At 57.7% G+C, this 16,898-nt stretch carries 17 protein-coding genes; 9 read left to right on the top strand and 8 right to left on the bottom strand.

Annotated features, from left to right (window positions below; all coding sequences use genetic code 11):
* Positions 1-14 precede the first annotated feature (14 nt).
* Positions 15-776 carry an MBL fold metallo-hydrolase gene (locus PKC29_08930; protein HML95535.1) on the bottom strand — a complete coding sequence of 254 codons (762 nt, stop codon included), beginning with the start codon at positions 774-776 and terminating at the stop codon, positions 15-17.
* A 74-nt stretch (positions 777-850) separates the two neighbouring features.
* On the opposite strand from PKC29_08930, the gene PKC29_08925 reads away from it, so the two are divergent.
* Positions 851-1,618, top strand: coding sequence for an SAM-dependent chlorinase/fluorinase (locus PKC29_08925; GenBank protein HML95534.1), 768 nt, complete (start codon positions 851-853; stop codon positions 1,616-1,618).
* Positions 1,619-1,662: 44 nt separating this feature from the next.
* On the opposite strand, the gene PKC29_08920 is transcribed toward PKC29_08925, so the two are convergent.
* The 3 genes from PKC29_08920 to PKC29_08910 all read right to left on the bottom strand — a co-directional run bounded on the left by PKC29_08920 (position 1,663) and on the right by PKC29_08910 (position 4,677).
* A complete protein-coding gene (locus PKC29_08920; protein ID HML95533.1) occupies positions 1,663-2,124 on the bottom strand; it encodes a hypothetical protein in 462 nt (153 codons plus the stop codon).
* Between the two features lie 257 nt (positions 2,125-2,381).
* Positions 2,382-3,299, bottom strand: a complete 918-nt coding sequence (locus PKC29_08915) for an alpha/beta fold hydrolase (GenBank protein ID HML95532.1) — start codon at positions 3,297-3,299, stop codon at positions 2,382-2,384.
* Positions 3,300-3,315: 16 nt separating this feature from the next.
* Entirely contained in the window at positions 3,316-4,677 is a 1,362-nt protein-coding gene (locus PKC29_08910; protein ID HML95531.1) for a prolyl oligopeptidase family serine peptidase, read from the bottom strand.
* A 176-nt stretch (positions 4,678-4,853) separates the two neighbouring features.
* On the opposite strand from PKC29_08910, the gene PKC29_08905 reads away from it, so the two are divergent.
* The 7 genes from PKC29_08905 (at position 4,854) to PKC29_08875 (ending at position 11,804) form a co-directional block, all read left to right on the top strand.
* Positions 4,854-5,972, top strand: a complete 1,119-nt coding sequence (locus PKC29_08905) for a hypothetical protein (GenBank protein ID HML95530.1) — start codon at positions 4,854-4,856, stop codon at positions 5,970-5,972.
* Positions 5,973-6,002: 30 nt separating this feature from the next.
* The gene (locus tag PKC29_08900) at positions 6,003-6,968 is read left to right on the top strand and encodes an RluA family pseudouridine synthase (protein HML95529.1); all 966 of its coding nucleotides are present in this window, start codon (positions 6,003-6,005) and stop codon (positions 6,966-6,968) included.
* 2 nt (positions 6,969-6,970) lie between these two features.
* Entirely contained in the window at positions 6,971-7,651 is a 681-nt protein-coding gene (gene pgeF / locus PKC29_08895; GenBank protein ID HML95528.1) for a peptidoglycan editing factor PgeF, read from the top strand.
* A gap of 83 nt (positions 7,652-7,734) precedes the next feature.
* On the top strand, positions 7,735-8,178 hold the full coding sequence (locus tag PKC29_08890; protein HML95527.1) for a hypothetical protein: 444 nt from the start codon (positions 7,735-7,737) through the stop codon (positions 8,176-8,178).
* 124 nt (positions 8,179-8,302) lie between these two features.
* A complete protein-coding gene (locus tag PKC29_08885) occupies positions 8,303-9,511 on the top strand; it encodes an argininosuccinate synthase (GenBank protein ID HML95526.1) in 1,209 nt (402 codons plus the stop codon).
* A gap of 13 nt (positions 9,512-9,524) precedes the next feature.
* Positions 9,525-10,532, top strand: coding sequence for a tRNA preQ1(34) S-adenosylmethionine ribosyltransferase-isomerase QueA (queA, locus tag PKC29_08880; protein ID HML95525.1), 1,008 nt, complete (start codon positions 9,525-9,527; stop codon positions 10,530-10,532).
* A gap of 15 nt (positions 10,533-10,547) precedes the next feature.
* Complete coding sequence (locus PKC29_08875) at positions 10,548-11,804, top strand: class I SAM-dependent RNA methyltransferase (protein ID HML95524.1); 1,257 nt, start codon at positions 10,548-10,550, stop codon at positions 11,802-11,804.
* 82 nt (positions 11,805-11,886) lie between these two features.
* Here PKC29_08875 and PKC29_08870 read toward each other — a convergent pair whose 3' ends face one another.
* Both PKC29_08870 and PKC29_08865 read right to left on the bottom strand, forming a co-directional pair.
* Complete coding sequence (locus PKC29_08870; GenBank protein ID HML95523.1) at positions 11,887-12,543, bottom strand: lysophospholipid acyltransferase family protein; 657 nt, start codon at positions 12,541-12,543, stop codon at positions 11,887-11,889.
* Between the two features lie 156 nt (positions 12,544-12,699).
* Complete coding sequence (locus tag PKC29_08865; protein HML95522.1) at positions 12,700-13,560, bottom strand: GNAT family N-acyltransferase; 861 nt, start codon at positions 13,558-13,560, stop codon at positions 12,700-12,702.
* A gap of 481 nt (positions 13,561-14,041) precedes the next feature.
* Between PKC29_08865 and PKC29_08860 the strand changes: the two genes are divergently transcribed.
* Complete coding sequence (locus PKC29_08860) at positions 14,042-15,106, top strand: glycosyltransferase family protein (GenBank protein ID HML95521.1); 1,065 nt, start codon at positions 14,042-14,044, stop codon at positions 15,104-15,106.
* A 45-nt stretch (positions 15,107-15,151) separates the two neighbouring features.
* Here the strand turns inward: PKC29_08860 and PKC29_08855 are convergent, their stop codons facing one another.
* Positions 15,152-15,724, bottom strand: a complete 573-nt coding sequence (locus PKC29_08855; protein HML95520.1) for a hypothetical protein — start codon at positions 15,722-15,724, stop codon at positions 15,152-15,154.
* Between the two features lie 149 nt (positions 15,725-15,873).
* On the bottom strand, positions 15,874-16,857 hold the full coding sequence (locus PKC29_08850) for a glycosyltransferase family 1 protein (protein ID HML95519.1): 984 nt from the start codon (positions 16,855-16,857) through the stop codon (positions 15,874-15,876).
* Positions 16,858-16,898: the final 41 nt, after the last annotated feature.

Genomic DNA, 16,898 nt, shown 5'->3' with positions numbered 1-16,898 from the left:
GGATTAAAATGACGTCAGACGTCTATGCTCAGGAGGTCCTCGGCGCCGATTACTTCGGCCCGGACGGCTTCCGCTATGCGCCCGACGGCGTCTTCCCTGTCGCACGCGGGGTAGAGGTGCGTTATCACGGTGCGCTTTGCGCCGGAGCGGTTTATCGTATCGACGACGTCCCCCGGGGTCATGTGTCCCTTTCGCTTCATGCCGTCGAGCGGGAGCGCGCACTCGACGATTAGAACGTCGGCACCGCGGGCGAGCTCTATGAGCGGCTCCGAGTATTCGGTATCCCCGGAATACACGAGCGACTTTCCTGCGTGGTCTATCCTGTACGCGAGGCTGCTGTTGATGTGGGGCGTCTTTACGGCGGTGAGCGTAAAGCCCCCGAATTCGTATACGCCCTCGACAAGCTCGCCCGGATCGAGGGGCTCGGGCGAAATCCAGTCTCCGTATACGCCTCTCAGCGCCTCGAGAAAACCGAGGAACCCGGGACCGCCCCTCAGGTGAAGCAGCTTTTCGCGCGTGTCGCCCCAGGGCGAGCCGTATGCGTACTTGGTGGCGAAGAGGAACGCCGCGAGGTCGCCCGTGTGGTCGGGGTGCAAATGCGAGAGGAAAAGGTAATCGACGTCGAGATAATTTATCCCCGCTTCGGCCAGCCTCTTCGTAGAGCCGCTCCCGCAGTCGAGGACTATCTTCGCGCCGGGGAGCTCCACCGCGTAGCCCGAGGAGCCCCTCCTCGCGTAGGGAACGCACGTCCCCGAGCCCAGAATCGTAAGCCTCATTTCAAATCCCGCCAGGTTGGGTTATTGTAATATCCGAGCAATGTAGCACCTCTTCCCGGAAAGGGCAACCGACAATGGGGATAATCACTCTTACCACGGACTTCGGCGCGGGCGACCACTACGCGGGCGTCATGAAGGGCGTTATCGCCGGCATAAACCCCTCCGCCATTGTCATAGACATAACCCACGGCATCGGGGCCTATAACATCGCCGAGGCCGCGTTCAAGCTCCACGCCTCGTACGGCTACTTCCCCGGAGGAGCCGTACACGTGGCCGTCGTCGATCCGGGCGTCGGGAGCGCGCGGAGGGCCATCGCGGCAGAGGCCGGGGGCTACCTCTTCGTTGGGCCCGATAACGGCGTCTTCTCTATGGTATTCGATAAATCAGGCGTGGACCGTATCATCGAGATAACGAATCCGGCGTTCATGCTGCCGTCCGTGAGCAGGACGTTTCACGGAAGGGATATATTCGCGCCGGCCGCCGCCCATCTTTCGAGGGGCGTAGCGCTTGAAGACCTGGGAAACGGGCTTTCGTCGTACGAAAGACTCGACATCCGACCTCCGCTGGACGACGGGGATGTTATAGAGGGCCGAGCCGTATACGCGGACAGGTTCGGGAATCTCGTCACGAACATCCCGGGGTCCGTTATTACCGAGGGGGCCCGTATCAGGGCGGGGGACATGATTATAGACGGAATGTCCGCGAGCTACGCGGACGGGAAAGAAGGGGAGCTTATAGCGCTCACAGGGAGCTCAGGGTTCCTCGAAATCTCAATAAACAAGGGGAGCGCCTTGGAATTCTTCGGCGGGAAGCTCCCGGAAGTGAAAATACCGAAGATTTAAAGCGCCGGACGCCGTGAGCCCGGCGGGCGGATGGAACGACGGCCTCATGCCTCCCATTCTATCCTGTACTTCCTGCCGTTCACCTCTACTTCCTTCGCCGATCTGTAGGTGAAGATATTTTCCCAGAAGTGGTCTTCGGGCTCCTTTACGCCTTCGCTTCCGAGCTTTTTTATAAGCTGCCAGAAAGTGTTGTCGTCGGGGAGGTCGGGCAGAAGGTCGAAAAGCGTGGCTATGTCCGGCCTGTTCATCGGCTCTATCTTCTCCCAGCTCACCCAGTCTTTACTCCGTTTCGATATGAAGAGCTTGTCGCCCGAATTGTTGAGCGGCGTCGGGTTCAGCGTCCACGCGGGTACATATTCCGTGTAGTAGTAGTCGAATGCGCTTTCGAGCACGTCGCTCCACTTGAGCCTTACCACCCTGGAACCATCGGGCTCCGCCTCCGCCATGTTAAAAAATTGCCTTCTTATCATAAGCGCTCCGAAATCGGCTTCTTCATATTTTTTCATTCGTCCCTTCCGGCCTCACTTTACCCGTTAGATTCGCCGATGCATCACCCCATGCATACTGGAAATATAAAAGTGCAAAAACTATGCCATAAGACTGCAATTTCTAACCAACTGTAAACTATGCGCTTTTCTCCCGTGCGTCCCCGGCTTTTCTTCCGGCCTTAACAATTTTCGTCACGCGTTATGCAATTCAGGGAATGATTATTGGAGTATTCACGTGGTTTGTTTACAGTTTTAGACGCCCATTTTCACTCGCTCTAACCCGGCCCGGCACCCAGCCTTCGGTCGAGCCAGCTCGTCACTGCCTTGCCCAGAGTCTCCTCGCATCCCTCGAAATCGTGCGCGGCGTCGAGGTATAGCGCGCTTGCGTCGCCGTTCCCCGCGTGTGCCGCGAGGCTTGCGAGGTCTTCCGCTTCCTCGGGCCGGAGGTCCTGGTCCCGCCGCCCCTGTATGAGAAGGAGCGGGATGTTTATTTCGGTTATCTGCTTGTAGCACTTGGCCGATTCCGCCTCGGGCCCGGCGAGAAACCACCACGTTTTGTACGTATAGAGCTCCGTGTGCTCGGGGTTGAGGGTATCGCCGCGCGCCCTGTATATCACCATCGTGCGGTCCTCGGCCGTGTGCATCGGGTCGGGCCTGAGCGTTTCCCTCACTCTCCTGTATATCTCGTCGTAGGAAGGATTACTGCCCCACCTCTCCCACCTTCTTCTGACCGAATCCGGGTTCGAGTAGGGCGTCGAAACGGCGATTATGCCCTTCAGCGACGGAAATTTCGATGCGTCGCTCCTGAGCGAGGCGTATCTTAAAACGACGCTCCCCCCGATGCTGTACCCCGAGAGGACGATACTGTTGTAACCGAGCTTCTTCAGATAGATTATGGCGGCGTCGAGCTGCGGTATGGTGTCGTCGATGATCCCGTAGCCGAAAAAGAGACCGAACGTGGCGAGCCTCGTGTTGATGCAGAGGGACGAATACCCCTTCCTCGCCAGGAGAGGAGGCAGAAATCTCTGCGAGCCTTCGAGGAAGTTCCCCAGAAAGCCGTGGACGTGTATTACGACGGTCCCCATTCCATCCCCGCGCCCGGGGGCCGTGCTCCTGTAGTAGAGCGCATCGATTTTCCCCATCCCGTAGGGGATGGAGATAAGCTCCTGCTCCATGAAATCCGATATCTTCATACGTCGGCTGCGCGCTTTAATACGTGATGGTTATTATGTTCTTTTCCTGGTCCGTTTCCACGCCGGCCGAGTCGTTCCCGGTTTCGATATTCGGCTTCTGCGCCATATCGATGAGCTTGCGCGACGGCCTCAGGATAACCCGTTTTACGTTCTCGACGGCCGTCTTGAGCTTCTTCTTTCCGTTCACCTCGGCCTTGACCTTGACGGGCCTCGTAAGCTCGTAGGGCATGAACTCCGTCCAGTAAGCCCTGTTCTTGAAAACCCCGAACGGCGCTGTGTAGTAAACCGATTTCGGGTATTTTTCCAGCTTGAAATTTTCGAACCATTCGAATACGTGGGGAAGGTCGTCGTCCACCATCATCCACGTGTGCCCCTCGTTCGGGTAGAAGTTGAACTTCACCCTTCCGCCGAGCTTCTCCAGTATCTCGTTGAGAGTCGCAGCGTCAGCCGCGGGCACGGCTTCGTCCGCCCCGCCGTGCGATATGTAAACGGGGAGATTCCCGAGGTTGAGCAGCATCCTGTGCGGGAAGTCGAGCCCCTCCAGGAACCCGACAAGGGCGTCTCTGTTCATCCCCTTCACCGAGTCCTTGTAATTCCTCAGCCTGTAGGGGCCGAATACGAGCGCCGAGGCGGCGAGGACGTCGGGGTAGTACATCGACGCGAGGAACGCTTCGAGCCCGCCGTTGGACATTCCCGTGAGATATACCCTGCTCTCGTCCACCCTGAATTTTTGCTTTACGAACGCGAGGAGCTCGGCGAATATATCGAGCTTCCCCTGCCTTATGAAATCCCCGCCGATCTCGGGCGCGGGCATTATCCCGAGGTAGCCGTTCTTCCTGCAGTGCTTTTCGATATCCTGCGATTTTATGTAATTGTTCAGGCATATGACGGCGGGCGGCGGTATCTCGTCGTCGTAGTTCGGCGGGAGGACGTAGAAGAGGTCAAAGCGTCGCTTATACCTGGCAGAATCGAAGAACGTGTGCGATATGCCCCTGCCTTCGAGAGTGAACTTCTTCCTCTCGGGATTGTCCGCCTGAAGGACCTCGCCGCTTTCTCCTATGTACACGACCGAGTTCGCACCCCCCGACGTGTCGGGGTTGAGGTCGGGATTGTTGGGGTCGGTGGTCCAGCTCCCGTCAACTATGAACTTGTAGTCGTACGACCTTCCGCGCCGCAGCCTGAATATAGCGCGCCACACGTCGTCGTGTCCCTTGACGAGCCTGCTGACGTCGCTGTTCCATCCGTTCATGTCCCCGGATATGAATACGTTCTGCGCGCCGGGCCCGTAATAGCTGAAAAGCACACCCTCGCCGACGTTCCTCGGCCTCCCTGCCCACTGTCCCTCGTATTTCGAAACAATCCCGCTGTAGTCTGTCATCGTGAAGTCTCCGGATTCGGTTGTTACATCTACATAATATGCCAATTCTTTTAAAAATCTATTGTCATGCGAGTGAATCGTATCCGCGCCGAAATCCTGCAGCGGGCTGCCCCCCCGGGCCTCTAAGGGCCCGCCGTGTTGAACCGGGGGGCTTTTTTTAATACACTAGTGAAGATATGCCAGGCTCTATACCGGAATCGATTAAGCAGTTCGCCGACCCTTCACGCCCGAAAGAGCTACGCCTCATGGCGGCGCGGGGGCTCGTTCCCGCATCGCCGGGGGACCTTTCCCGGGTGCTCTATTACCTTACGCGGGACGAGGACGAAGACGTATCGCGCGAAGCCGGGGAAACCCTGTCGGGCATGCCGTCCGAGGTCGTCTCGACCATCCTCACCGACGCGGCCGCCGAGCCCGGGCTCCTCGACTTTTTCGCGCGGGCGCTCACGGACGAGGCCCAGCTCCAGAGGATACTCTTAAACGCCTCGGCAACGGACGAGACGGTCGCATATCTCGCGGAAAGGGTGCACGACCAGAACATAATAGACCTGATAGCGAATAACCACGAAAGGATCGCCCGCTCGAACGACATAGTCGAAGCCCTCAGCAAGAACCCGCTCATCACGCGCTCGACTATGGATGCGGTGATAGAGTTCCTGAAGCTCTACATGGGAGACAGGTTCGACTTTCCTTCCGGGACGGATGCGGGGGAAGACGAAGACGCCGCCGCTCCCGCACAGGCCGAATCCGGCGGCGCGCCTGTTCCCGAGAGCTCTTTTCTCGACGACTTCGAAATAGACGAGGAATTTCTCCGGGAGGAAGAAGCCGGCTACGAAGCCGAAGAAGAACCCGGCGAAGAGCACCGCTCTCCCGGCGCATTAAATCAAAACGCCTATATAAAGATAAGCGTCCTTAACGTCGGGCAGAGGATAAAGCTCGCCCTCCTCGGGAACAGGGAGGCGAGGGCGATTCTGGTAAAGGACCCGAACAGGATAGTCTCGCGCGCCGTTCTCAAGAACCCGCGAATCACCGATACCGAGGTCGTCCAGATAGCGCAGTCGAAGATAGTGAGCGACGAGATACTGCGCGAAATATCCGACAGCAGGAAGTGGACGAGGCTATACCAGGTAAAGCTGGCCCTCGTCACCAACCCCAAGACGCCGCCTCACATATCGATTGGGTTTTTAAAGCAGCTCAGAGAGTTCGACCTCAGGAACCTGAGATGGAATAAAAATGTTTCCGGGGTCGTCGCGACGGCCGTGAAGCACATGATGAAGGAGCGGAATGAGAGAAAATAAGCTCCCTCTCCCCTCCGCGCAGGTCCGTGCATGACGGCAGGCGATAAAACCCTCACGTTCGTAATATCCCCCGAGCTTTCGGGGAAGAGGGCGGACGCGGCCCTCCCCGAGCTCATGCCGGAACTCACGCGCTCCCGGATAAAAAAGCTCATAGAAGATAAAAATATTCTCGTCGGCGGAAGGCCGATAAAGCCGTCGAGAAAACTCGGCCCGGGTGAAACGGTTCATGTTACGATACCCGCCCCGGCACCTCTCGACGCCGCGCCGGAGGACATACCCGTAAGCGTCATATACGAGGACGAATACATAGCCGTCATAGACAAGCCCGCCGGGATGACCGTCCACCCCGGCGCGGGCGTAACGGGCGGGACTCTCGTGAACGCGCTCCTGCACCGCCTGGACGGGCTCTCGGGCGTGGGGGGGAAGGTGAGGCCGGGGATAGTGCACAGGCTCGACAAGAACACCTCGGGCGTGATAGTCATAGCGAAAGACGACGCGTCCCACAACTCGCTCGCGGCGCAGTTCAAGTCGCGCTCAGTCGAGAAGAGATACCTCGCCATAGTCGAGGGGGCCATGAAGACCGGCTCCGGCTCGATTTCCTCGCGCATAGGGAGGCACCCCGCCGACAGGAAGAAGATGTCGTCGCGGGCGCCGTCGGGGAGGGAGTCTCTTACGCTCTGGAAGGTGCGGAAAAAACTGAAAGGCGCGACGCTCGTCGAGGCCCGCCCGAGAACGGGAAGGACGCACCAGATACGTGTCCACTTCGCCGAGGCCGGGCATCCGCTACTCGCGGACGAGGTCTACGGCGGCAAGGGACGGAAGCCGCACGTCATATCCGCCGCCGCGGAGATAATCGGCAGGCACGCCCTACACGCGTGGAAGCTCGCGTTCACGCACCCCCGGACGGGGGAGCGCATGGAATTCACGTCCCCGATGCCCGGGGACATGAAAAAGGCGCTTAATTTTCTCTCGGAAGCCGGGGAAAATAATTTATAGAAATGAGCTGGATAAAATCCCGTATACTGTCGTCCATACCGGGCGTCGTCCACGGATTCGGGCATAGGGACTCCGGGGGGACGGAGCGCATCGCCGGGGCCTTCGGCCTTAAGAAGGTCGCCCGTCTGAAACAGGTCCACGGCAGCAGGATCGTCTTCACGGACGACGAGGAAATATTCGAGCCGCCCGCGCCCGAAGGGGACGGTCTAATAAACACTTCGAAAGGGCTCGGCGTCGCGGCCGCGTCAGCGGACTGCGTGCCGATTCTCTTCGCCGACGAAAGCGGCACGGTAACGGCGGCCGTCCACGCGGGGTGGCGCGGCACGCTGGCCGGGATATCGGCCGAGGTACTTCGGCTTATAGACGAGCGCTACGGCGTCCCGCCCTCGCGGATGCGCGCCGTTATAGGCCCGTCCATAAAGCTCTGCTGCTACGAAGTCGGGGAGGACGTGGCCTCGCTCTTCCTCGGCAAATTCGGCCCGGACGGCGGTTACCTCCACGAAAAGGGGGACGGGAAGTATATGCTCGACCTCCCGCGGATGAACGGGATAATACTCGAAAGGTCGGGGGCCGGCGCCATGGAGACCCTATCGCACTGCACCAAGTGCGACGGGAGCTTTTACTCCTACAGGAGGGAGGGCAAGGGCGTCCCGAGCCAGCTTAGCTTCATAGGCCTCCTTTAACCCGGCGGGAAATAGGTGTTATATTCATGCTTGGGTATAATATCGGGGTTTTATCCGGAAAATAAAACTGACTGGAGGCGAGCATGCTTCAGATACTGTGCTGGGTCGATACGGAAGATTATCTCTATCTCCAATCGATGAACGAGAAGAACCAGACGCTCAACTATTACGCTTACACGTTCGAGGTGGAAGGCGGCACGGAAGGCATAGGCACGAGCGTCGTAAGGCTGTTGGTCGTGGAGTTCATAAGCGCCAAGATGGCAGTGGGCTTCGTTCTTCCGAATAACTTCGTAATGGAAAGCAGGGATCTCACGCTCAGGTTCGTTTCGCCCGAGAACCCTTCGAAGGATATACCCATCGAATGCAAGGTTTCGGACGAGATAAAGAAGGCGAGCTACATGGGCGACGACCAGGAGAAGATAGAATATATAGGCTTCACGCTGGAGAAATTCTACGAGAACAACAACGCAAAATTTTACCTTCACGACCTGAGGCCCCCCACGGAGCAGAAAGGATACCAGGAATAGGCCCGGTTCCCGGCGCTGAAGCTCCATGAAATAAAGACCGGCAACAACATGCACGAACGCCGTTTCGGTTCCGGGACCGCTCTGAAAAAACCCGGCTCAAAGACACTTCGGAGGAATAGACAGAATGGCCAGGAAGAGTAAGATTGTGCTTGCATATTCGGGCGGTCTCGACACGTCCGTCATCCTCAAATGGCTCGCCGAAAGGTACGACGCCGAAATAATCGCTTTCGTCGCCGACCTCGGCCAGGGAGAAGACCTCGATGCAGCCCGTGAGAAGGCCCTCAAGACGGGCGCGAGCAAGGTGTACATAGAGGACCTCAGGGACGAGTTCGTGCGCGACTTCGTTTACCCGGCCGTTCAGGCGAACGCCGTATACGAAGGCGTATACCTTCTCGGAACGTCGCTCGCCCGCCCGCTTATTGCCAAGCGGCAGATAGAGATAGCGAAGAAAGAAAAGGCCTTCGCAGTGTCCCACGGCTCGACGGGGAAGGGGAACGACCAGGTCCGTTTCGAGCTCACATATTACGCCCTCGACCCGTCGATAAAGGTTATCGCGCCGTGGAGGGAGTGGGACCTTAACTCGCGGACCGCCCTCATCGATTACGCGAAGAAGCACGGGATACCCGTTCCCGTAACCGCCGCCAAGCCATATAGCTGCGACAGGAACCTCCTTCACATAAGCTACGAGGGCGGCATTCTCGAAGACCCGTGGTCGGAGCCCCCGGACGACATGTTCGAGCTCACCGTGTCCCCGGAAAAGGCCCCGGACGAGCCCGTATACATTGACATAGATTTCGAGGGGGGCGTCCCGACGAAGGTCGACGGGAAGGCCATGAAGCCCGCGGAGCTCCTGGGTACGCTGAACAAGATCGGCGGGGCGAACGGCGTGGGCCGGGTGGACCTCGTCGAGAACAGGTTCGTCGGAATGAAGTCGAGGGGCGTTTATGAAACCCCCGGCGGCACTATCCTACACACCGCGCACAGGGCGCTCGAATCCCTTACGATGGACAGGGAGGTCATGCACCTCCGGGATTCGCTCATCCCGAAGATCTCGGAGCTCATATACTACGGCTTCTGGTACTCCCCCGAAATGGAAATGCTGAGGGCCGCCGTGGAGGAGTCGCAGAAGAAGGTGACGGGCACCATAAGGCTCAAGATTTACAAGGGCAACATCATACTCGCGGGAAGGCGCTCGCCGAACTCGCTTTATAACCCGGACCTCGCGACGTTCGAGGAGGACAGCATCTACAATCAGGCGGACGCGACGGGCTTCATAAAGCTGAACGCGCTCAGGCTCTCGATGCGGAAGCTCCTCGAAGAGAAGAAGAAATAAAAGCGGTCACGACATGAAGACCTCGGATTTCGATTACGACCTCCCGGAGGAGAGGATTGCCGTCCGCCCACTTCCCGGGAGGCAGGATTCGAGGCTCCTCGTGCTCGACAGGGAAAGCGGCTCTATGACGCACCGGAAGTTCTCGGGCCTGCCGGAGCTTCTCGGCCCGGGGGACCTCCTCGTCCTTAACGATACGAAAGTTCTCCCGGCGAGGCTATACGGCAGAAAACCGTCGGGCGCTGAAATAGAGGTGCTCCTCGAAGAAAAGACGGGCGAGCGCACGTGGAAATGCATCGCCAGGGGGCCGAAGGAGAACCTCGAAGTCGATTTCGGAAGAGGCCTTACGGGGAGGCTCGTAAAGTCGGGCGGGGACACGTGGTGGATAGAGTTCAGCGACGACGTCCTTTCCTTTCTCGATTCGCTCGGGCACATGCCGCTCCCGCCCTACATTAAGCGAAGGGCCGACGAAGTAGACAGGGAGACGTACCAGACGGTCTACGCCGAGAGGGAAGGGGCCATAGCCGCCCCGACCGCGGGGCTTCATTTTACGGAAGGGCTCCTCTCCGAAATCGAGCAGAAGGGCGTAGGCGTCGCGCGCGTGACGCTCCACGTCGGGGCGGGCACGTTCCTGCCGGTGAAGTCCGAGAACATAGAGGAGCACCGGATTCATTCCGAGTGGAGGGAGGTCCCGCCCGAAACGGCGGAGATGGTGAACGACGTGCGCTCGCGCGGCGGCAGGGTCGTGGCGGTCGGCACCACTGTCCTCCGGTCGCTCGAATCGGCCACGGGAGAGGACGGGAGGGTCGTCCCCATAAGCGGCAGGACGGACCTCTTCGTATATCCGGGCTACCGGTTCCGCGTGACTGACGCCCTCGTAACGAACTTTCACATGCCGCGCTCTACGCTCCTGATGCTCGTCTCCGCGTTCGCCGGGCGGGAGCTTATACTTAAATCTTACGTCGCCGCCCTGGGGAACGGCTACAGGTTCCTCAGCTACGGCGACGCGATGTTCATAACCTGATTCCGGGGGAAGAATTTGCAGGTAGAAATAGAGAGCATAGCATTCGGAGGCAGCGGGGTCGCGAGGGAAGGCGGAAAGGTGATCTTCGTTAAAGGGGGGGTCCCTAAAGACGTCCTCGACGTACGTATAATAAAGGACAAGGGAAGCTACGCCGAGGCCGTAATCGAGAGCGTGATAACTCCATCGCCCGAAAGGGCGGAGCCCGTATGCGAGGTCTTCGGAACGTGCGGGGGATGCCAGCTCCAGAACATGGGCTACGAGGCCCAGACGAGAGAAAAGGAGCATATTCTAAAAGACGCTTTAAGGAGGACAGGCGGCTTTACCGACCTGCCTGCCGAGCCGATATTCCCCTCGGGGAGCGAGTACGCCTACAGGACGCGCGTCAGGCTCGCAGCATGGTATTACTCCGGAAGGTGGCACGTCGGATACAACATCGGCGGGACGCGGAGGAAGGTCGGGATAACGTCCTGCCCCATATCGGACGGGCCGATAAACAGCGCAATAGGGAGGCTCTCGGCCGTTCTGGCCATGTTCGACAGGCCGGAATTCCCGCTCGAATTCGTCCAGATATCGTCCGACGGAAAGGACGCGCACATATCTCTCGTCGCCAGGTCCGGGAAGCAGCCCGGGGCGCTCGGCACCCTCGCAAGGCACCTGGCGAGGTTCCCCGAAACCGAGAAGGTCTCCATAAAGGGCAAATCCGAAGCCGAGTTCGAGTTCTATCTCTCGGAGATGAAATTCCTGGCGAACCCGTCGGTGTTCACTCAGTCGAACCCGGGCGTGAACGAGGCCATCGTCCGCACGGCTCTCGAATGGGCCGGCCCGGTGGAAGGACTCTCGGTCCTCGACCTTTACTCCGGCATAGGGAGCTTCTCTCTTCCGCTCGCGAAGACTGCCTCGAAGGTTGTGTCCGTCGAGATAAACAGGTTCTCTTCGGCGCTCGCCCGGAAGAACGGCGAGGTTAACGGCCTGACCAATATTTCGTTCGTAACCGCCCCTTCGGGCGAGGCCGTAAACGAGCTTCTCGAAAAAGGCGAGGCGTTCGACGTAGTGGTCCTGGACCCGCCGAGGGAAGGGGCGAAGGAAATCCTGGAAGGGATAGCGTCGCTCGCCACGGGAAAAATAATCTACGTCTCGTGCGATCCTGTCACGCTCTCCCGCGATTTAAAGCGCCTGAACGAGCTCGGATGGAGCCCTCGGCGCGTAAAGCCGTTCGACATGTTCCCGCAGACGTATCACGTCGAATCCGTCGCGATCCTCGAAAAGGGCTGAACGTTACGCCGATTCTGACGGGAATCCCGTGCAGGCACGAAGCGGGGGGGCGCCGCCGGAGCGCGCCGGTTTCGCTGGCCGCTCATTTCCTCGCGGCTGCCGAGGGGGCCTTCTCGTCCCGCTCGACTGCGCCGCCCGCGTACTCCGCGCTTATGGCGTTATAAACCTCTTCCGAGAGGTCCTTCCTCGATCCTGCGGAAGATACACTTAGCGGCTCCAGAACGGTGACCTCTACGTCTATCCTCTTTACGTTAAGGAGCTTTCCGACGTGGGAGAAGAATTCCATGTCGCCGTGGAAGTAAACGAGGTCGCGGTTTTCGGGGCCGATATCCTCGCCGTCTATCTTGGTGTACTTGATACAAACCGGGAGGACCTCGACGCCCGCCTTTTCGGCCGCGCTTATGAGAGGCGTCTTGAACGGGAGGACTCCCTCTCCCGTAGACGTCGTCCCCTCGGGAAAAAGCGCGACGTTTATGCCGAGCCTGAGTATGTCCGCTATCTCATCTATGTCGGCCCTCAGCGTAGAGCGGTTCCTCCTTTCGACGAAGTACCCGCCGCTGAGCTCCGTAATCCGCCCGAGGAGGAACATCTCCTTCACCTCGTCCACGCTGGCGATGAACGACGCAGGGAATTCGGAGAACAGTATGAAGATGTCGAGGTAGGAAAGGTGGTTCGAGAGTATGAGATAATTCTTGTCTTTGGAGAAGCCCTTCGAGGTGTTTCTGGCGCGCGGCTTCACACCGAAGTTGACCGAGAGGAGCCCGGTGAAGAAAGACGCGAGCCTCGTCGAAAACCGGAGCTTCTTTCTCTTATTCCGTAAAAGCGCCCGTCCCGCCGTCGCGATGACGAAATACGTGGAGACTATGCAAAAAAAAAGAATATCTTCGAATATCGTCTAATCATTTGCGCCCTTGTATCTTTTCTCGAAAGATTTCGAAAGGGCCTCGAGATCGAGCACCGTGAAGAAGTCGGCGCACTTGAACTTCATGTCGAGAGCCGGCTCCCCGCATATGACGGAGCCCGCCTTGAGGTAGCTCTTGAGGAGCGGCGGTATGAATTCCTCTATGGATTCCGTCTTGATGCCGAACTTGTCAAAGGCGTTTATGTAATGGTCGAGCTCCTTCACTCTGTGCTTTTCCGTGGGGAAAACCCTGAAGTCCTCGGGCGAGAGGTAGAGCTCCTTAATGTATTTATATATGAGGCTGACCTCGACCGGGTTTGTCGTCCCTATGCTGGAGCAGCCGAAGAGGTACTTCGCCTTTATCGTCCTGAAGTATTCCGTGAGACCTTTCCAGAGGAGCGCTATGCCGGTGCCGTTCCTGTAGTCCCTGTGAACGCACGCCCTTCCGAGCTCGAGCTTTACGCCCGGGGCGCTTTTGATCTGCTCGATGTCGAACTCCGATTCCGAATAGAATTTGTCGGAGAACGTGGACGATATGAACCTGTACGTCCCGATGACCATGTTCTGCTTCTTGTCGAGTATGATGAGATGATCGCAGATGGAATCGAACTTGTCTATGTCCGTCCTGCTGAAGTTGTCCTTGTTGAGCGTTTCCCTGTAGAAGACCTCGTATCTGAGGTCGAGGGCCTTCTCCAGCTCGGACATGCTTTCGACGGTTTTTATTACGAAGCGGTTACTTTCTATGTTGATGGGAACCTTGGTCCGGAACTGCCTCAGCTTCCATTTGAACGCGCTACCGAGCACGTTCGAACCTGTGACGGTGTTCCTGAACGATGTGATTTTTTTCTCTCTCATTCGATTTATCTCCGGTGAGCTTTCTAACAGTTATATAACATAGTATTGTTTGGTTTTGACTAACCAGCTGTTAATTCACCGTTTACAAAACGTATCCATTATATCTAAAAACGGGATATAAAGTCCAGATGCGGACCGGGGCGAGTCGCTTGACGAGTTTGACATTTCCTCTAAATATTCCCTTAATAAAATCGAATTACAATACTTCGCAGAAATAACGTCGCCATATGTGTAGTAGTGCACTGCCGGCTCTTGCGGACCGTAAGCCGCTGCATGGCTTTCGGGGGCTCGGCGCCGAGGCCCCGGGGGCGGCGGGAGCTTGGAATAAATTTCACGATGGAATATAATTTGATTTCTCTTGCAGGCAGGGCGCTTTCGTTTGAAAAGCTGTTTGCGAGGCCGGTAACCGGAGGCGGCAGGAACACGCGCGTCGCCTTCTTTTCCGGAGCCGACTTCGCCCAGACCGGCACAGGGGTGTGACATGAAAGTACTGTTCGGCATACAGGGTACGGGCAACGGGCACATCTCCCGCTCACGCGAGCTGCTCCGGTACCTGAGCAAGCGGGCGAGCGTGGACATCCTCCTTAGCGGATACCATCACGAGGTCGCTCTCGGTTTCGAGGTGAAGTACAACCTCCCCGGCCTCGGGTTCACGTTCGGTAAGAAGGGCGGGATAGATTACGTCCATTCCCTCCGGAACTTGAGCCCCGGAAAACTCCTCTCCGACATATACAGCCTTCCCGTCGAAAAGTACGACCTCGTCCTTACGGACTTCGAGCCGATAACGGCGTGGGCCGCGCGCGTCAAGCGCCGCCCGTCCGTCGCCATATCGCACCAGGCGGCGTTCCTGTCGCCGAATATCCCGCGGCCCCCCGAAGGCCGTAACCGCTTTCAGGAAAAGGTGCTCGAATGGTACGCACCGGCCCCTGTGCTTATAGGGCTTCACTTCGAGCGCTACGACGATTTCATATTCACGCCCATCATACGGGAGGAGATAAGAAAGCAGGATCCCCGGAACGACGGGCACTATACCGTCTATCTCCCGTCATACGATTACGCACGGATATCCGGGATACTGAAAGGGATAGACGTCAGGTGGGAGGTCTTTTCAAAGCACCACAAGGGCGAGGCGTTTAAGGACGGAAACGTCACCGTCTACCCTGTAGGCAACGCGGAATTCGCCAGGAGCCTCGTCACGTGCGAGGGGATACTGTGTAACGCCGGGTTCGAGACCCCGGCCGAGGCGCTTTACCTCGGGAAGAAGATAATGGTCATACCGATGAAGGGCCAGTACGAGCAGCAGTGTAACGCCGAGGCGCTCGGGAGAATGGGCGTCCCGGTAATAAGGAGGGTCGACGCCGGGTTCGTAAGCGTACTTTCTGACTGGGTTAGTTCCGGGTATTCGTACAGGCCGGATTACACGAACAATCTTCCGGAAATCGTCGACAGGATACTCGAAAACGGCAGCGGCGCAGGCATCGCGCCGGAGCTCAGCTCTAACATGAGCCTCGGGGAAGACAGGCCCCCGCTCGGCCAGCCGGAATAGATGTTCCGGCCTGCATGTCTACAGCCCCTTAGTTTTCGGCCTGTACTATTGTCTCGTTTCCGAAACCCTGTTTATAAGCGAAAGATTGATCAGCTTTTCGGCGATGTTCTTGTAAATCTCGCCTATCTTGAGGAGGTTTATGACCTCGTCCATGTTGTGCCAGTCCTGGACGAGATAGGTTAGAAGCACTCTTTTGTGCTGGTCTTCTATCGATTCGATGAGAAGATAATCCTCTTCGAGCTTCTTCGTGTCGGGCATCCCGCTTTTCCCGTACTCGACGAGGGCTATGAGGTGCGGAAGGAGAATATCGAGCATTTGCTTCGTGTCGAATTCCTTGCAGACAGGTTTTTTCGACTTCATGTTCTCCATAAGCTGAACGGAATAGTTGAACTTCTGGATTATGGAGAGCATAAGCTTGAATACGGTGACGCCCTCGGGGTTTTTATGTTTTTTGCTTTTTTCTATTTCTTGTTCGAGCTTCAGTTTAAGGTGTATGAGGTCGTTCCTGAGAGTTATGAGATCGCTTTCGTTTCGCGAGTCGATGTAATTCTGCGACTTCGAAACAAGCCTCTCGAACTTGTTCTCTATCAGCAGCTTTTCCAGATCGTCGGTTTCCATGATTTCTCCTTGGGATCTCCTTAATTGGCTGTTGGTAGTGTATATGGGAATTGTTAAGACTATGTTAAGAATATGTTAAGAAATCCGGCCGCCTCGGCCGGGGTGGAAAGTTGCTTTCAGGCGCCTTTATTTTAAAGGCTTTCCTGCGCTCACTCAAGGTGGTTTACGAACTGCTCGGCTATGGAGTCCCAGCTCTGGGCCTTCGCATACTCGAGGGCCCCTGCCGAGACGTTCCCGAGATTCCCGAACGCATTTTCAACGCACTCCTCGAGGTTGTTCCCGATGTATCCCGTGACCCCGTGTTTCACAATATCGCTCGGGCTCGGCACGTCGTAAGCCGCGACGGGAAGCCCGCACGCCATGGCCTCCAGTATGACGAGGCCGAACGTATCGAGCCTGCTCGGGAAGACGAACACGTCGGCCCTCGCGTACATACGCCGGAGCTCGCCGTGCGGCACGGGGCCCGTGAACTCGACATCGGGATATTTCGCCCTGAGCGTATCAAGATACGGCCCCCCGCCGACGAGAATCTTCCTGTACCCGCGAATCCTGCAGAAATCGTCGAGGTTCTTGTCCTTGCTGACGCGCCCGACCGTGATGATCGTTTTCTCGCCGCGCGTCTTCACGCCGCTTTCCGGATAGAAAAGCCCGGTGTCCACGCCCCGCCCCCAGACGAGGCAGTTGCTGAGGCCGAGCTGCCTCGTGATGCTCCTCGTCGTGACGAGAACCTTCCGGCTGCACATGTGAAACCACCTTATGTACGCCCACGTCAGGAACGCCGGGACCCTGTAGAGGAGCCATCCGTAGTCGGCGAGCCGCGTGTGGTAGGAGGTGTTGTAGGCTATCCCGTTCTTTCTGCAGAGCTGCCTTGCGGCGAGCCCGAGCGGACCCTCGGTGGCGATGTGAACCTTGCCCGGCGAATGCGCGTCGAGGTATCTTTCGGCGAGTATGGCTGCGTTCTTTACGATCGGTATGTTGTGTATCAGGAGGGGGAGGGATTCCGAGCCCTCGACGTAGGGGTTCAATACGGTTATGTCATGCTCTCTCCGTATAAGCCCCGTTACATAGCTCAGCGTATGCGCGACGCCGTTTATCTGGGGCGGCCACGCATCTGTAACGAGCAGGATCTTCATGGAATTGCCCTCCGGCTGAAAGCCTCCCCCGGCTCTCCGGA

Source organism: Thermodesulfobacteriota bacterium, from assembly GCA_035325995.1.
Taxonomy (GTDB): Bacteria; Desulfobacterota_D; UBA1144; order Nemesobacterales; family UBA2774; genus JADLGH01.
Note: the sequence above shows the minus strand (reverse complement) of the source record. Positions and strands in the feature narration are given on the sequence as shown.

Excerpts from the sequence above, each read along its gene's own strand:
- PKC29_08930 (HML95535.1), bottom strand. The coding sequence starts at position 776 with ATGAGGCTTACGATTCTGGGCTCGGGGACGTGCGTTCCCTACGCGAGG.
- PKC29_08925 (HML95534.1), top strand. The coding sequence starts at position 851 with ATGGGGATAATCACTCTTACCACGGACTTCGGCGCGGGCGACCACTAC.
- PKC29_08920 (HML95533.1), bottom strand. The coding sequence starts at position 2,124 with ATGAAAAAATATGAAGAAGCCGATTTCGGAGCGCTTATGATAAGAAGG.
- PKC29_08915 (HML95532.1), bottom strand. The coding sequence starts at position 3,299 with ATGAAGATATCGGATTTCATGGAGCAGGAGCTTATCTCCATCCCCTAC.
- PKC29_08910 (HML95531.1), bottom strand. The coding sequence starts at position 4,677 with ATGACAGACTACAGCGGGATTGTTTCGAAATACGAGGGACAGTGGGCA.
- PKC29_08905 (HML95530.1), top strand. The coding sequence starts at position 4,854 with ATGCCAGGCTCTATACCGGAATCGATTAAGCAGTTCGCCGACCCTTCA.
- PKC29_08900 (HML95529.1), top strand. The coding sequence starts at position 6,003 with ATGACGGCAGGCGATAAAACCCTCACGTTCGTAATATCCCCCGAGCTT.
- pgeF (HML95528.1), top strand. The coding sequence starts at position 6,971 with ATGAGCTGGATAAAATCCCGTATACTGTCGTCCATACCGGGCGTCGTC.
- PKC29_08890 (HML95527.1), top strand. The coding sequence starts at position 7,735 with ATGCTTCAGATACTGTGCTGGGTCGATACGGAAGATTATCTCTATCTC.
- PKC29_08885 (HML95526.1), top strand. The coding sequence starts at position 8,303 with ATGGCCAGGAAGAGTAAGATTGTGCTTGCATATTCGGGCGGTCTCGAC.
- queA (HML95525.1), top strand. The coding sequence starts at position 9,525 with ATGAAGACCTCGGATTTCGATTACGACCTCCCGGAGGAGAGGATTGCC.
- PKC29_08865 (HML95522.1), bottom strand. The coding sequence starts at position 13,560 with ATGAGAGAGAAAAAAATCACATCGTTCAGGAACACCGTCACAGGTTCG.
- PKC29_08860 (HML95521.1), top strand. The coding sequence starts at position 14,042 with ATGAAAGTACTGTTCGGCATACAGGGTACGGGCAACGGGCACATCTCC.
- PKC29_08855 (HML95520.1), bottom strand. The coding sequence starts at position 15,724 with ATGGAAACCGACGATCTGGAAAAGCTGCTGATAGAGAACAAGTTCGAG.
- PKC29_08850 (HML95519.1), bottom strand. The coding sequence starts at position 16,857 with ATGAAGATCCTGCTCGTTACAGATGCGTGGCCGCCCCAGATAAACGGC.